We start from the raw sequence: 15,037 nt of genomic DNA, 5'->3' as shown, positions 1-15,037 counted from the left end.
ACCTCTTGGCGGCGCCCTTCTGCCTTTGAGCGAAACGACGGGAACCCCGGCCCCTTCCCCAGGGCCGGGGTTTCACCGTGTCAGGGTGTTGTGTGTCTCAGATGGACCGTCCTAACGGGAGATTCAGGCTGCCGGTGCCGTCACGCCGGGCGGGAGGCACTCGACGTTGCGCTTGCCGTCGGGCTGGATCACGAACCAGGTGCCGCCAACGCCCTGGCCCTTCCAGGCGCCCGGCTTCGGGTCCTGGGAGTAGGCGTAGAGCGCCCAGCCGTCGATCGCGACCTGCTTCTTGCCGTCTGCGCGGGTGATCAGCGAGACGAGCTTCGAGTCGATGCCCTCGACCTGCGGAATCGTGTCCGACAGCAGTGGCGGCCACGTCACGGCGCACTGGTTGTTGCAGTTCGACTTGCCTTCCGGCTTCGGGGTGTCCTTGTCGAAGCGGTACATCGTGCGGCCATCGCCGTCCTGGACGACCATGCCCATCTTGTCGACGGCCTTGCCTACCAGCTTCAACGAACTGACCGGAGCTGCGGCCGGCGGCTGCGCTGCGGGAGGCTGCGCGGCCGGGGTCTGGGCCTCCGGTGCCTGCTGCTGTGGGGATTCGGGTGCCTGAGCTGGCTCCTGGAGTACCGGGGGCTGACCCACGTCGCCGTAGTCACCGAGGACGCCCAGGTCGGTTTCGGTCTGTGCCACCGGCTTCGAGTTCGTGCCACTTCCCGTGGCGCTCCAGACACCCAGACCCAGCACAACTGCCAGCCCCGCGGCGAGCCCGATGGCAATGCGGTTACGTCGGATCACACTCATGTCCTCCTGTTCCGTCGTTCGCTCTATCGAGGCCATACGGGCCCGGTTGCGTCTCGGTTCAGAAACGAACCGAACCTCTTGTCGGCTCGAACGTCTGGCGGAGCCAGGTCGTGCGGGAGGTGCAGGGTGGTCGTCGCTGGTCAGCTGGCAGGAATGGCCGAGAGGGTGCTGGGTGCGCCGCTGCCGATCGGAATTCGGGCGTGGGACGGGAGCGTGGCGGGGCCTCAGGACGGGACCGTGCTCGTGATCCGGTCTCGGGACGCTCTGCGGCGGCTCGTGTGGAGGCCGGACGAGCTCGGGCTCGCGCGGGCGTACGTGAGTGGCGAGCTCGACGTCGAGGGGGATCTCGCCGTCGGGCTGTCGCAGATCTGGGGGCTCGTGCGGCGTGGGGTCACGCGGCGGCCGAAGGTGGTGGAGGTTGCGAAACTTGCATTGCGGTTGAAAGTGATCGGGCCGAACCCGGACGCGCCGAAGGAGGAGGCGCGGTTGCGGGGTGCGCTGCACACGAAGAGCCGGGACCGGGACGCCATTTCGCACCACTACGACCTGAGCAACGACTTCTACCGGCTCGTGCTCGATCCGAGCATGGCCTACTCGTGTGCGTACTTCACGTCCGATGAGGACTCGCTCGCCCGGGCTCAGCACAACAAGCTCGACCTGGTCTGCCGCAAGCTCGACCTGCGGCCAGGGATGCGGCTGCTCGACGTCGGGTGCGGGTGGGGATCGATGATCATTCACGCGGCGAAGCACTACGGCGTGCACGCGACCGGGGTGACGATCTCCGCTCAGCAGCGCGAGCACGTTCTCGGGCGGATCGAGGCCGAGGGGCTGCGGGGGCGGGTCGAGGTGCGGTTGCAGGACTACCGGGAGGTGCGGGACGAGCCGTTCGACGCGATCTCCACCATCGAGATGGGTGAGCACGTCGGCGAGCGGAACTACCCCGAGTACGCCTCGGCGTTGCACCGGTTGCTGAAGCCTGAGGGGCGATTGTTGTTGCAGCAGATGTCGCGCGGGCGCAACGCTCCTGGCGGTGGTGCGTTCATCGAGTCGTACGTCGCGCCGGACATGCACATGAGGCCTGTCAGCCAGACGACGGCGTTCCTGGAGGCCGCTGGGCTCGAGATCCGTGACGTGCACGCGTTGCGCGAGCACTACGTCTGGACCGTGCGGGCATGGGCGCAGACATTGGAGGACCGGTGGGACGAGGTCGTCGCGCTGGTCGGGGAGGGGCAGGCGCGGGTGTGGCGGCTGTATCTCGCGGGTGGTGCGCTGACCTTCGAGGAAGGGCGGATGGGCGTGGACCAGATCCTCGCGGTGCGCAGGAGCGAGAACGGGCGCAGTGGCATGCCCCTGGTGCGTCGTGAGCTGGTGGCGCGATGAGCTTCCTGATCAGTCTGGTCGCGGTGTTCCTGCTGCTCAGCGGCCTGTTCCTGTACGCGGACGCGCGTCGGCGGTACGACCTCATCGACTCGGTGTGGGGGCCTGGGTTCGCCGTGATCGCCGTGATCACGTTGGTGTTCGCGGAGGGCGAACCAACTCGGCAGTGGATCATCACTGTGCTGACTGCGGTGTGGGGTCTACGCCTGGGCGTGCACATCTTCGTGCGCAACTCCGGAAAGGACGAAGATCCGCGGTATCAGGACATTTTGAGGCGTGCCAAGGGAAATCCGCGTTTGCGGATGTATCGCGTCTACCTGATCCAGGCCGCGCTGATGTGGGTCGTGTCGTTGCCTGTGCAGGCCGCGCAGCACCTTTCGGCCCCGTTCGGAGTGCTAGATTGGGTGGGCACTGGCGTGTGGATGGTCGGCTTCGCCTTCGAGGCCGTTGGTGACTGGCAGCTCTCCCGGTTCCGGGCGGATCCGGCGAACAAGGGCGCCGTGATGGACCGCGGACTGTGGCGCTACACAAGGCATCCGAACTACTTCGGTGACGCTGTCGTGTGGTGGGGCCTCTACCTGTTCGCGTTGCACTCGTGGCTCGCCGCGCTCACGATCATCGGTCCGGTGATCATGACGTGGCTGCTCGCGAAGGGCACCGGAAAGCCGTTGCTGGAGAAGGACATCGTGTCCCGTCGGCCCGGCTATGCCGAGTACGTGCAGCGGACGAGCGGGTTCGTTCCCCTGCCTCCGAGGAGTCGCGTGAGTTAGTGGCGTGCCACGGCGGCGCTGTCGGTGAGTTCATGCTCACCAGGACGCTTTGCGGCGGCCAGGACCGAGGTGTGCGGCGGCGCCACGATGCGTCCGGCTGAGCGCGAGTTCCCACGGCAGCGTGGCGAGCACACGTCGTTGGCGGTGCGGTGCCGTTCGGGCTGTGTCGTGCCAGGCAGTGCACGTCACAACGCCCGTGTCGTCGGCGTGCGCGGGTTAGTGTGGCCGGGTGGGCAACGACATCTCCTTCCCGCGCCAACAGGCGCGCACCCAGCGGTTCACCGTAGGCGCACCCAGGACCTTCGCGGTGTCGTCAGACGGGGAACGTGTCTTCTTCCTGCGTCCGGCCACGGCCACGAGCCGTGCGAACGGGCTCTGGGAGCTGAACACGTCCACCGGCGTCGAACGGCTGCTCGCCGACCCGGCGACGCTGCTGAGCGATCCGGAGGACCTGCCGGCGGAGGAGAAGGCACGTCGCGAGCGCACGCGTGAGTCCGGCGCGGGCATCGTCGGCTACTCGCTCTCCAAGGACGCCTCGGTCGCCGCGTTCGCCCTGTCCGGTCGCCTGTTCGCGGCCGACCTGGTGAGCGGCAGCGCCCGTGAGCTGCCGACCGGGGGTGGCGTCGTCGACCCGCGCGTCGACCCGACCGGGCAGCGTGTGGCGTACGTCACGCGTGGCACGTTGCGGGTGGTCGAGCTGGACTCGGGTGAGGACTACGCCGTCGCCGTCCCGGACGGCGAGGACGTGACGTTCGGCCTCGCCGAGTTCATCGCGGCCGAGGAGATGTCGCGCTACCGCGGCTACTGGTGGGAGCCGGGCGGCAAGCGCCTCATCGCCGCGCGCGTGAACAACGCCCCGGTCCAGCGCTGGTACATCGCCGACCCCGCGAACCCCGGCACCGCTGCCACCGAGATCGCCTACCCGGCGGCGGGCACGACCAACGCCACGGTGTCGTTGCACGTGGTGTCGCTGGACGGCACCTTCGTTCCGGTGCTGCTGGACTTCGACTACCTCAACGACGTGCACTGGTCGTCGGGTGGGGCGCCGCTGATCACCACGCAGACCCGTGACCAGCGCACCCGCACGATCTACTCGCTGTCCCCCGACACCGGTGCCGTCACCGAGATCGCCGTCGAGACCGACCCGACGTGGCTCGAGGTCACCGACGGCGCTCCGGCGTGGACTCCGGACGGCCGCCTCGTGCGGATCGTCGGTTCCGGCGACGAGTACGCGCTGCAGGTCGGCGACGACGTCCTGACCAGCGGTCTGCAGGTGCGCCGGGTGCTCGACATCGCGAACGACTCGATCCTGGTCGCCGCCTCGGCCGACGACCCGACGCAGACGCACGTCTACGCGGTCGGCGAGACCGTCGAGAAGCTGTCCACTGAGGACGGTGTGCACTCCGCGATTCGGGGCGGCGACACGGTTGTGCTCGTGTCGGCCACTTTGGACAGCTTCGGCGCACGGGTGAAGGTCGGTGACCACGAGATCGAGTCGTGGGCCGAGACCCCGGTGCTCAAGGCGTCCCCGCGGATGCTGACCCTGGGCGAGCGCAACCTCCGCGCGGCGCTGCTGCTGCCGACCGGTCACGTGCCGGGCACCAAGCTGCCCGTGCTGATGGACCCGTACGGTGGTCCGCACGCGCAGCGCGTCGTGTCGGCCCAGAACATCTTCCTGGCCTCGCAGTGGCTCGCCGACCAGGGCTTCGCGGTCATCGTCGCCGACGGCCGCGGCACCCCCGGCCGCGGCCTCGCCTGGGAGCGCGCGATCGCGTACGACTTCGCCGGCGCCACCCTCGAGGACCAGGTAGAGGCCCTGCACGCGGCCGCGGCCGTCGAACCCGACCTCGACCTGACCCGAGTCGCGATCCGCGGCTGGTCCTACGGTGGCTACCTGAGCGCGCTGGCCGTCCTGCGCCGCCCGGACGTCTTCCACGCGGGCATCGCGGGAGCCCCGGTCACCGACTGGCGCCTCTACGACACGCACTACACCGAGCGCTACCTCGGCCACCCCGACGACAAGCCCGAGGTCTACGACTCGAACTCCCTCATCGCCGACGCGGACAAGCTCTCCCGCCCGTTGATGATCATCCACGGCCTGGCCGATGACAACGTGGTGGCCGCGCACACCCTGCGCCTGTCCAACGCGCTGCTCGCCGCCGGCCGCCCGCACACCGTGCTGCCGCTCTCGGGCGTCACGCACATGACCCCGCAGGAACAGGTCGCCGAGAACCTGCTGCTCCTGCAGGTCGAGTTCCTCAAGCAGTCGCTGAGCTGAGAACGGGTGGGACCGGCCCGAGCGGCACTCGCGGGCCGGCCCCACTCGATCATCTGGCTCGCGGCCACCGCCTGTGCGGCCGTGGCGCGTAATCGGGTTGCCGGGGCAGGCACGCGCCCGCGAGGGTGATCCACGTGCAGTCACGTGTCGCGCTGGTCACCGGCGGGGGTTCGGGAATTGGGGCAGGCATCGCCGCGGAGCTGGCGGGCCTGGGGCATCGGGTCGCTGTCGTGGACCGGGTCGCCGAGGCCGCGGGGGAGGTCGCGGACCGCATCCGCGGCGAGGGCGGGTCGGCGGTCGCCGTGCCGTGCGACGTCAGCGATCCGGACGCGGTCGCCGCTGCCGTCGCCGAGGCGACGTCGGCGCTGGGGCCGGTGGGGATCCTGGTCAACAACGCGGGTTTCGCGAAGGACAACTCGGTCCTGGACATGCCGCTGGCGGACTGGGACGCGGTGGTGGACACGCACCTGCGCGGCAGCTTCCTGATGCTTCAGGCCACCGCGCCGGCCATGCGTGAGGCCGGGTGGGGACGCATCGTCAACATCTCCAGCATCTCCGCGCTCGGTGACGACGAGCGGGTCAACTACGTCGCCGCCAAGGCCGGTCTGGAGGGGCTGACCCGTGCCGCCGCACTCGACCTCGCGCCGCACGGGATCACGGTCAACGCGGTCGGCCCCGGCGTCGTGCAGACGGCCATGACCGTGGTGAGCGCGGCCAGGGCGGGCCGGACGCTGGAGGAGCACCTGCGCGTGCAGGCGCGGTCGATTCCACGCGGGCGGATCGGGACGCCGCACGACATCGCCCGTGCCGTCCTGTTCTTCGCCGCCGAGGACGCCGACTTCGTGACCGGCCAGGTCCTCTACGTCAGCGGCGGGCCGCACGGATGATGGGAAGGAGCGCGTAGTTCACTCGTCCGGCGCTCACACGGAGAGAACGTGACCATCGAGTACCGGATCCTCGGCCGGCTGGAGGTGCTCGCCGACGGCGTCGCGGTGCCGGTACCTGCCGGGCAGTGCCGAGTACTGCTGGCAACGTTGTTGTTGCGCCCCAACCTGAACGTCTCGATCGCCGAGCTGGTCGATCGGCTGTGGGACAGCGAACCGCCGTCGCCGGACCGTGCGCACAAGTCGCTCCAGATGGTCGTGATGAGGTTGCGGCAGGCCCTGGGCGAGGCCAACTGCGTGCGCAAACGTGCGCGGCGGCGGCTACCTGGCCGAAGTCGAGCCGGATCAGCTGGATCTGCTCAGGTTCCGCGAGCTGGCGAGTGCCGGCGACTTCGCGGCCGCGGTCGGCTTGTGGCGTGGTCCCGTGCTCTCCGACGTCACGTCCGACGCGGTGCACCAGCACGACGTGCCGCCGGTGACCGAGGAGTGGTTGCGGGCGCTGGAACAGCGGATCGAAACCGATCTCACTGCGGGCCGGACCGGCGAGCTGGTGGCTGAACTGCGCTCGCTCACCGGGCAGCACCCGTTCCGCGAGAAGTTCTGGGGTCAGCTGATGCTGGCGCTCACCCGATCCGGGCAGCAGGCGCAGGCGTTGCTCGCCTACGAGCAGGTCCGGGTGCTGCTGACGGACGAGCTCGGGGTCGACCCCGGCAGCGAGCTCAAGGCCGTGCACCAGCAGGTGCTGTCCGGTTCCGCCGCGGTGTCCGGTTCGGTGCCGCGTCAGCTGCCGGCCGCGACGTCGCGGTTCGTCGGCCGGTCCTCGCAGCTGCACGGTCTCAGCGAACTGGCCGGCGCCGACGAGCTTTCGGCGCTCGGCTGAACGAAGAAGGGCGCCTCCCGCGAACGGGAAGCGCCCCTCTCAGGCTTCAGGCTCAGGCCAGCGACTGACGCACCCGGTAGGGCGGAATGCTGTTGCCCACCAACGCCAGGTCGTCGATCGACTCGGGCTCGTACCCGGCCGTCTTCAACCTCTCGACCATCAGCGCGGTCGGGTCCTCGACGACGTCCGCGCGGCCGAACAGGTACGCCCACTCGTGCTCGTCCGAGCCGTAGTACGCGACAGTGTCGAACACCTCGTTGAACCGCTGCCAGGAGCGGATCAGCGTGGTGTTGCGCCACATCGTCTGGCAACCGGACTGGTTGACGACGACGCCGCCGGGACGCAGCAGCGCCTTGCACATGCGAAGGAAGTCGGCGCCGTACAAGCGGTTGTGCTGCGCCTCCTCCTCACGCTCGTCGGGCAGGTCCACCAGCACGATGTCGTACTTCTCCGACGTCGTGCGGATGTACTCGAACCCGTCGATGTACTGGACGCGGATCGGGCCCTCGCCCTTCTCCGCAGCCGCCAGCTCCTCGAGCGTGTAGCCGTACGGCAGGTGCTCTGCGCACAGCTTCACGGCCTGCTCGTCGATGTCGATGTGGTCGACGACGGTGGCGCCGTGCTGAACGGCCATCTGACACACGACACCCTCGGAGGAGCCGATGACCAGCACGCGCTCGACGGTGTCGGCCAGCAGAAGCGCCGGCACCATCAGGGCCTCGTGGTAGGTCAGCTGGCTGAACTCCGTCGACTGGCGGTCGTTGTCGCAGAACAGCGACACGCCCTGGGCCGTGCGGGCGATCACCAGGTGCTGGAAGTCGGTCTTGGTGTCGACCAGCACCTCGTCCACGCGCCAGTGGCGGGCCATGCCATCGGCAAGCGGCTCGTTGATCGTGTTCACGCGGCGTGCTCCTTGATGCCACGAGTGACGAGATCCGTGCTCACGTGAGCGGCGCCCAGGGCGTCAGCGAGTAGCTGGACGGCCAGCGCGGGTTTCGCACGAGTACCGCAGGTGAACACGTCGACGAACACCGAACCCACTTCGGGATAGGTGTGGATCGAGGCATGGGACTCCGACAGCAGAGCCAGCACGGTGACTCCTTGAGGATCGAACTTCTTGGAGATCACCTCCAGCACAGTTGCGTCGGCCTGCGTGAGAACCTCACCGAGGGCGTGCCGCAGGAACTGCTCGTCGTCGAGCAGATCGGCGCTCACACCCGAAAGCTCTGCAAGTACGTGCTGTCCCGCGAACAAACCGACGGTCTCCTCGGTCTGACAGGGCGCTTCGGACATCAATCACTCCAAACTATGTGAATTGCAACGGACTTCAGATGCAGTACGTGGCCAACGGCGGGAAGCCGTTGAAGCACACGGACGAGTAGGAGGAGGTGTAGGCGCCCGCGTGGAGGATGTCCACGTGGTCACCGGCCTGCAGATCGAGCGGCAGGTCGTAGCGGGTGTGCTGGTAGATCACGTCGTCCGCGTCGCACGTGGGACCGGCCAGCACGATCGGGCCCGTCGGGGAACCGTCGCGCGAGGTCCGCAGCCGGTACGCGATCGCCTCGCCCTCTGTCTCGGCGAGGCCCTGGTAGCGGCCGATGTCGATGTACACCCAGCGGCGTTCGTCCGAATAGGACTTCCGCGACACCAGCACGACGGAAGAACGGATCATCCCGGCCTCGGCGGAGATCGCACGGCCGGGCTCGATCATCACCCGAGGACGCACAGCGCCGAAGTGCCGCGCGATCGAAGCCTCGATGGCAGAGGCGAAAGCCTCGAGCGAGGGAGTGGAAGCCTGGTACACGGCCGGAAGCCCGCCGCCCAGGTTCACCGTCGACGTCTCGATGCCCTCCGCGCGCAGCTTGGCCGCGATCAGCGCGGCGTCGGCGATGCCGGAGTCCCAGCCGTCCACGGAGAGTTGTTGCGAGCCTGCGTGGAACGCGACACCGAGAGGAACGAGTCCCAACTCGTGCGCGAGCCGCAAGAGATCCGTCGCCATCTCCGGATCGCAACCGAACTTGTTGCCGAACGGGTAGGTGGAACCCTTGCTGTGCACGAGGATTCGCACCAGGACGGACGAACCGGGCGCGTGGGAGGCGACGAACCGGACGTCCTGCTCGCTGTCGGACACGAACATCCGCACCCCGCGCGAGTAGGCGTACGCGATGTCCGCGGCCTTCTTGATGGGGTTGCTGTAGGAGATCGACGACGGTGCGGCGCCCCGCGCCAGGCACAGGTCGATCTCCGCGGGCGACGCGACGTCGAAGTGTGAACCCTCCGCGACCAGCGTGCCGACCACGTCGGACTCGGGGTTCGACTTGACGGCGTAGAAGATGTCGACGGACGGCAGTGCCGTGTGGATCGCCTGGTAGCGCGCGCGGATCGTCTCGAGGTCGATCACCAGACACGGTGTCGACGGGTTCTCCTGGTCCAGGAAACGCCGAATACGAGCCTCTGCCTCGTAACGCCGGTCGACGGCGAAGCTCTCGGTCATTTCCCCAGGGTTCCCCCTTCATCCGCCTCGCGGTCCGTACGCGGGCACGGCCGTCCACTCTACGGCCTCGACACCGCAAGTGCGCAATCCGTCGGGCCGAGTGTGATTTACCCAGCAGACTTCAGTTCGATCATCGTGATGTCCGGCGGCGCGCCCACCCGCACCGGCGGCCCCCAGAAACCCGCGCCACGACTGACGTACAGCCACGTGTCGTCCACCTTCGACAGCCCCGCGACGCTGGGTTGCTGCAAGGGAACGACGAAATTGAACGGCACCATCTGCCCGCCGTGTGTATGACCGGACAACTGCAGGTCGACGCCACGTGAAGACGCGTCGGCGACCTGCACCGGCTGGTGCGCCAGAAGAACGAGAGGGTTGTTCGGGTTCCGGCCGTTCAGCGCCCGCTCGAAGTCCGGCCCGTCGCCGTAGGACTTCCCGGTCACGTCGTTCACGCCGGCGAGCTCGATGCCGCCTGCCACCGTCAGTCCCTCGTTGCGCAACGGGTTCACGCCGAGCTTGTCCAGCTCACGCAGCCAGGGCTCGTGACCGGAGAAGTACTCGTGGTTGCCCGTCACGAAGAAGCTGCCGTGCCTCGACACCAGGTCCCGCAACGGCGCCGCGGCCTCACCCAGCTCGGCGACCGTGCCGTCCACCAGGTCGCCGACGATCGCGACGAGGTCCGGCTGCTGCTCGTTGATCATCCGCACGATCCGCTCGGTGTGCGAACGCCCCAGCAGCGGGCCGAGGTGGATGTCGCTCACGACCGCGATCCGGAAGCCCGACAGCGACGCCTGGAGCTTGTCCAGCGTGACCGGCACGGTCAGCAGCTGCGGCGCGCCCAGCGCCTGCGTCATGCCGTAGCCGACCACGCCGCTCGCCGCGATGCCCGAACCGATCGCCACCGACCGCGCGATGAAGAGCCGCCGCGACGGGTCCGGCACGACCTCGACCGGCTCGACGGGCTCGGGCCCGGCGCCGACGGCCACCGGCGAGAGGGTGGTCGCGCGCCGGAGCAGGATCCGCCGCGGGATCTCCGCGATGCCCAGCGCGATCACCAGGTAGAACAGCAGCGCGAGCCAGACGAACCCCGGCCAGGCGAAGAACTTCCCGTACTCCGGCGGCACCCTCCGCGTCACGACCAGCGCGCTCATCAGCAGCGCGAACGCGCCGACGACGGCGATCGTGCCGATGCGGCGGCCGAGCGTGCGCGGAAGCGTCGTGTTCACGACCAGCCGGCGCCACAGGTACAGGTGGCCCAGGGCGGTCGGAACTCCGAGGAGCAACAGGAAAATCACGACATCAGTATGCTTTTCGCTCTTGCCGGCGTGATCGTCGGAGGGGCCGCGGGGGAGCGCGCTCACAGTCGGCACGCGAACCGTCACGGGCGGTGGCACCCTGAATTCGTCCTCAGGTCGATGCAACCCGCCGGGCGCGAGGTGGCGTGACTAACCCGGCACCGCAGAAGGGGGAGACCTGATGAGTGATCGGGACGCCGCGTTCCAGGAGTACTTCGCGGCCCGTTCCGACGCCATGCGCGGCACGGCATACCTGCTGTGCGGCGACTGGCATCGCGCGGAAGACCTCGTGCAACAAGCGTTCACGAAGCTGTACCTGGCCTGGCGCCGGGTGCAGCGGCACGAGGCGCTGGACGCCTACACCAGGCAGATCGTGGTGAGGACGTTCCTGTCCGAGCGACGGCGCGGGTGGTTCCGGTTCGAGTCGGCGAGTGACGACATCACCGACTCGGCCGCTCCGCCAGGGATCTACCCCGAGGAACGGATGGTGCTGCTGGAGGCGTTGGCGAAGGTGCCTCCGAAGCAGCGTGCGTGCCTCGTCCTGCGGTACTGGGAGGACATGTCCGTCGAGCAGACGGCCGTCGTCCTCAAGTGTTCGGAAGGAACGGTCAAGAGTCAGGCCGCGCGGGGGCTGCAGACGCTGCGCGGCCTGCTCTCGGAGCAGGAGAGGGTTCGATGAACGAACAGGACCTCAAGAGGGCTTTTCAGGATGTGGTGGTGGCGAGCAGCCCGCCGCCGGCCATGGACCCCGGACGGGCGCTCGACGCGGCCCGCAAGGCCAGGTCGAGGCGGCGGTCGTCCATCACGGGAGCCGTGGTCGCGGTGCTCGTGGTCGGTATCGGTCTCGGGTCGGCGTTCGCGCTGAACCCGACCGGCACGACCGAGGCCATCATGGGTGCCGGGCCGAGCAGTAGCAGCAGCAGTAGCGGCAGCAGCAGTAGCAGCAGCTCGACGGTCCAGTGGCCGAACGGGCAGACCGACCGCACGGCCACCAACGGGCCGCAGGCGGACCGGGCGAAAAGGCTGCTCGTCGAGCTGAAGGCCGTGCTGCCCGCCGGGTACGAGGCCCCGCAGCTCAAGTACAACGACCCCTCGTACCAGAACCTGGACATGCAGCGAACCCAGTCGCAGGTGATGTCCAACCACGGGGAGTCGCCGGAGGTGTGGCAGTACTGGGCCACGACGCCCGTGCGCAAGGACGGCAAGGTGGGGTGGCTGAACGTCGAGGTGTCCACGCCCGACCCCAAGCTGTCCACTGACCCGTGTGCGCTCGCCAAGGCGTTCTGGGGCATGGGCGGGCCGTGTCAGGTGTACGACGTCAAGGGCGCCAAGGTCGGTGTCGTGCAGAGCAACCCGAGCGGTCGTGACCAGTTCGACAAGTGGGCCACCTACCTGGCTCCGAACGGGCAGCTCGTGACGATCGCGGAGGACGACAAGTACCTGGGTGGTGGGTACCCGGAGCTCGCCGGCCAGGTCTTCACCGAACAGCAGCTGGCCGAGCTGGCGACCGATCCGCGGTTCCGCGTCGGCAGCTGAGTTCGTCTCGCGTTCTGAGGGCGGTCACGTGTTGTCGTGACCGCCCTCTCTCGTTGCTCTTTTCGGGTGTTTTGGCAGGTAGAGTGCCGTCCTGCAATGCGGACTCTCCTCATCGACAACTACGACTCGTTCACGTTCAACCTCTTCCAGCACCTCGCTGAGGTGAACGGCGTCGAGCCCGAGGTCGTCCACAACGACGACCCGCGCTTCCGGCTTGCCTCGCTGCGGTCGTTCGACAACGTGGTGATCTCGCCGGGCCCCGGCCGACCGGGCAACCCCGCCGACTTCGGCGTCTGCCGCGCGGTGATCGAGCACGCCGGCATTCCGTTGCTGGGCGTGTGTCTGGGCCATCAGGGTCTGTGTCTCTCTTACGGCGCGGTCGTCGGCCCTGCGCCTGTGCCGCGCCATGGGATCGTTTCCCCGGTTACACACACGGGCGTTGATGTGTTCGCAGGGCTGCCGTCGCCGTTGAACGTCGTGCGGTACCACTCGTTGGCCGTGACGGAGCTTCCTTCTTCTTTGGAGGCCATCGCGTGGAGTGATGACTCCGTGCTGATGGGTGTGCGCGCTCTCGACCGACCCGCGTGGGGTGTGCAGTTCCACCCGGAGTCGATCTGCACCGACTTCGGCCGCGAGATGCTCGCGAACTTCGCCGCGCTGACCCCGACGAGGACGTCCGCGGTGCCGGAACCGCTGCTGGTTCGCCCAGAGCCTCAGAAGCGCCCTGTGCACGTCCGGAAGCTCGCCGTGGCGGCGAATGCGGAGGAGGCGTTCGCAGCCCTCTACGCGGCCTCTGAGACGGCGTTCTGGCTGGACAGCGGCACCGGCGGCCGGTTCTCGTTCATGGGTGACGCCTCGGGGCCTCTCGCGCGCGTCGCGCAGTACTCAGTGCCGGACCAGGTGCTCACCCTGGACGGCGTGCGGCTGCCCTGCTCCTCGTTCTTCTCCTGGCTGGACGACGACCTGTCGTCGTGGGGCGTCGAACAGCCAGACGTGCCATTCGACTTCGCGCTGGGTTGGGTGGGGTACCTCGGCTACGAGCTGAAGGCGGAGTGCGGCGGCGACTTCGCACACCGCGCGGAACAGCCCGACGCGTCGTTCGTGTTCACGGACCGTGCGGTGGTCATCGATCACGTTGATGATTGTGTCTATTTGCTGTCGCTGACCGATGACTCCTGGTTCGCCGACGTTTCGGCCGTTCTGGCGGATCTGACGCGTTTGGACGAGCCTTCGCGGCCTGTCGTGTCCGACGTGACGTTGCGCCATCCGCGTGCGCACTACCTGAAGCTGATCAGCGCGTGCCAGGAAGCGATCACCGCCGGGGAGACGTACGAGGCGTGCTTGACGAACATGATGTCGTGGCGTGCCTCGCTCTACCCGTGGGACACTTATCGGCTGCTTCGTGCCGCTAATCCCGTTCCGTTCGGGGCGTTGCTGCGTTTCGGTGACCTCTCCGTGCTCAGCACGTCACCCGAACGATTTATCAGGGTTGACCGAGATGGCGTCGTCGAGTCGTCGCCGATCAAGGGCACACGTCCGCGAGGTGTTGATGCGGCGGACGACGAGATGTTGCGCACGGCGTTGGCCCGTTCGGTCAAGGACCGGGCCGAGAACCTGATGATCGTGGACCTCGTCCGCAACGATCTCGGCACGTGCGCGGAAGTGGGTTCGGTCGAGGTGACGCGGTTGTTCGACGTCGAGACCTACGCGACCGTCCACCAATTGGTGAGCACCGTGAGGGCCAGACTTCGCCCGGACAGTTCTGCCGTCAGATGTGTTCGAGCAGCGTTTCCCGGTGGTTCCATGACCGGTGCACCGAAGATCCGAACCATGCAGATCCTTGATGGGTTGGAAGCCGGTCCACGTGGGGTGTACTCGGGAGCGCTCGGTTACTTCTCGCTCAACGGAGCAGCCGACTTCAGCATCGTCATCCGAACGCTGGTCGCGAACGGCGACCAGGTCAGTTTCGGTGTCGGCGGAGCTGTCATCTCGCTGTCCGACCCTGACGAGGAATTCGAGGAGACAGCGGTCAAGGCCACTGCCGTGTTACGCCTGTTCGGAGCGCACTTTCCCGGTCGTTGATCCCGCGTTCCGGATGGAGAACGAGTGCGAATCCAACAGGATCGTGTTTGATCCTTGGTGGTTAACACGTCGGCCGGCAACCCGGCCGACGTGTGGAAACCTCGCGTGTTCGCGCAGGTCAGGAGGCGTGTGCTTCCTGGAACTGCACGACCAGGTTCTGCGGAATGCGACCGCGGTCCGAGATCTGGTGCCCCTGCGCGCGGGCCCAGTCACGAATGCGCTGCGCCTCAGCCTTGTCGCTGGCCTTCACCGTGGACTTGCCGGTGCCCTTGCGCTGCTTGCGGCCCCCCGCACGACGAGCCTTGGCGACGAAGTCCGCCAGCGACTCGCGAAGCCGCTCCGCATTTCCCTTCGACAGGTCGATGGCGTACTCGACACCGTCAAGTGCGAAGGTCACGGTCTCGTCGGCTTCTCCGCCGTCGAGGTCGTCGATGAGTTGGACGACGGTCTGCTGTGCCACTGTTCCTCCGTTGGGTACTCACATAGCACGCGGATCCTCGACGTAACCACGTGCTCCGACAACACCATAGTCCACATGACGAAAAACGGCGAACCTTTCGCCGCTAAAATGTGACCCCAACCCCCCGGTCGGGTCATTTACCCCGGTAAACCGCACGGGTGTTATGGGTCCAAAATG

At 67.8% G+C, this 15,037-nt stretch carries 14 protein-coding genes; 8 read left to right on the top strand and 6 right to left on the bottom strand.

Features of this window, described 5'->3' with window-relative positions; translation table 11 throughout:
• Positions 1-123 precede the first annotated feature (123 nt).
• Positions 124-804 carry a COG4315 family predicted lipoprotein gene (locus ACFOWZ_RS17310; protein WP_382373617.1) on the bottom strand — a complete coding sequence of 227 codons (681 nt, stop codon included), beginning with the start codon at positions 802-804 and terminating at the stop codon, positions 124-126.
• Positions 805-957: 153 nt separating this feature from the next.
• On the opposite strand from ACFOWZ_RS17310, the gene ACFOWZ_RS17305 reads away from it, so the two are divergent.
• From ACFOWZ_RS17305 to ACFOWZ_RS17285, 5 genes are all read left to right on the top strand, one after another.
• On the top strand, positions 958-2,184 hold the full coding sequence (locus ACFOWZ_RS17305; RefSeq protein WP_382375061.1) for a class I SAM-dependent methyltransferase: 1,227 nt from the start codon (positions 958-960) through the stop codon (positions 2,182-2,184).
• Positions 2,181-2,951, top strand: coding sequence for a DUF1295 domain-containing protein (locus ACFOWZ_RS17300; protein ID WP_382373615.1), 771 nt, complete (start codon positions 2,181-2,183; stop codon positions 2,949-2,951). Before ACFOWZ_RS17305 ends, ACFOWZ_RS17300 begins: the two co-directional genes overlap by 4 nt.
• 229 nt (positions 2,952-3,180) lie before the next feature.
• A complete protein-coding gene (locus tag ACFOWZ_RS17295) occupies positions 3,181-5,229 on the top strand; it encodes a S9 family peptidase (protein ID WP_382373613.1) in 2,049 nt (682 codons plus the stop codon).
• Positions 5,230-5,363: 134 nt separating this feature from the next.
• Positions 5,364-6,116 carry an SDR family NAD(P)-dependent oxidoreductase gene (locus ACFOWZ_RS17290; protein ID WP_382373611.1) on the top strand — a complete coding sequence of 251 codons (753 nt, stop codon included), beginning with the start codon at positions 5,364-5,366 and terminating at the stop codon, positions 6,114-6,116.
• 304 nt (positions 6,117-6,420) lie between these two features.
• Positions 6,421-6,993: an AfsR/SARP family transcriptional regulator gene (locus ACFOWZ_RS17285; RefSeq protein ID WP_382373609.1), complete on the top strand. Its 573-nt coding sequence runs from the start codon at positions 6,421-6,423 to the stop codon at positions 6,991-6,993.
• A gap of 52 nt (positions 6,994-7,045) precedes the next feature.
• Here ACFOWZ_RS17285 and ACFOWZ_RS17280 read toward each other — a convergent pair whose 3' ends face one another.
• The 4 genes from ACFOWZ_RS17280 to ACFOWZ_RS17265 form a co-directional block, all read right to left on the bottom strand.
• A complete protein-coding gene (locus ACFOWZ_RS17280) occupies positions 7,046-7,861 on the bottom strand; it encodes a spermidine synthase (protein ID WP_382375059.1) in 816 nt (271 codons plus the stop codon).
• A gap of 29 nt (positions 7,862-7,890) precedes the next feature.
• On the bottom strand, positions 7,891-8,286 hold the full coding sequence (gene speD / locus ACFOWZ_RS17275; RefSeq protein WP_030466682.1) for an adenosylmethionine decarboxylase: 396 nt from the start codon (positions 8,284-8,286) through the stop codon (positions 7,891-7,893).
• A gap of 34 nt (positions 8,287-8,320) precedes the next feature.
• Positions 8,321-9,487 carry a type III PLP-dependent enzyme gene (locus ACFOWZ_RS17270; RefSeq protein WP_382373607.1) on the bottom strand — a complete coding sequence of 389 codons (1,167 nt, stop codon included), beginning with the start codon at positions 9,485-9,487 and terminating at the stop codon, positions 8,321-8,323.
• A 107-nt stretch (positions 9,488-9,594) separates the two neighbouring features.
• Positions 9,595-10,782: a metallophosphoesterase gene (locus tag ACFOWZ_RS17265; protein ID WP_382373605.1), complete on the bottom strand. Its 1,188-nt coding sequence runs from the start codon at positions 10,780-10,782 to the stop codon at positions 9,595-9,597.
• A 181-nt stretch (positions 10,783-10,963) separates the two neighbouring features.
• Here ACFOWZ_RS17265 and ACFOWZ_RS17260 point away from each other — a divergent pair, with 181 nt between their 5' ends.
• From ACFOWZ_RS17260 to pabB, 3 genes are all read left to right on the top strand, one after another.
• Positions 10,964-11,461 (top strand): SigE family RNA polymerase sigma factor, encoded by a 498-nt coding sequence (locus ACFOWZ_RS17260; protein ID WP_382373603.1) that lies wholly within the window; start codon positions 10,964-10,966, stop codon positions 11,459-11,461.
• Positions 11,458-12,318, top strand: a complete 861-nt coding sequence (locus tag ACFOWZ_RS17255) for a hypothetical protein (RefSeq protein WP_382373601.1) — start codon at positions 11,458-11,460, stop codon at positions 12,316-12,318. Before ACFOWZ_RS17260 ends, ACFOWZ_RS17255 begins: the two co-directional genes overlap by 4 nt.
• Before the next feature lie 96 nt (positions 12,319-12,414).
• Entirely contained in the window at positions 12,415-14,400 is a 1,986-nt protein-coding gene (pabB, locus tag ACFOWZ_RS17250) for an aminodeoxychorismate synthase component I (RefSeq protein WP_382373599.1), read from the top strand.
• 118 nt (positions 14,401-14,518) lie between these two features.
• Here the strand turns inward: pabB and ACFOWZ_RS17245 are convergent, their stop codons facing one another.
• Positions 14,519-14,860, bottom strand: coding sequence for a histone-like nucleoid-structuring protein Lsr2 (locus ACFOWZ_RS17245; protein ID WP_030466676.1), 342 nt, complete (start codon positions 14,858-14,860; stop codon positions 14,519-14,521).
• Positions 14,861-15,037 lie beyond the last annotated feature (177 nt).

This window comes from Lentzea rhizosphaerae, assembly GCF_042649515.1.
Taxonomy (GTDB): domain Bacteria; phylum Actinomycetota; class Actinomycetes; order Mycobacteriales; family Pseudonocardiaceae; genus Lentzea; species Lentzea aerocolonigenes.
Note: the sequence above shows the minus strand (reverse complement) of the source record. Positions and strands in the feature narration are given on the sequence as shown.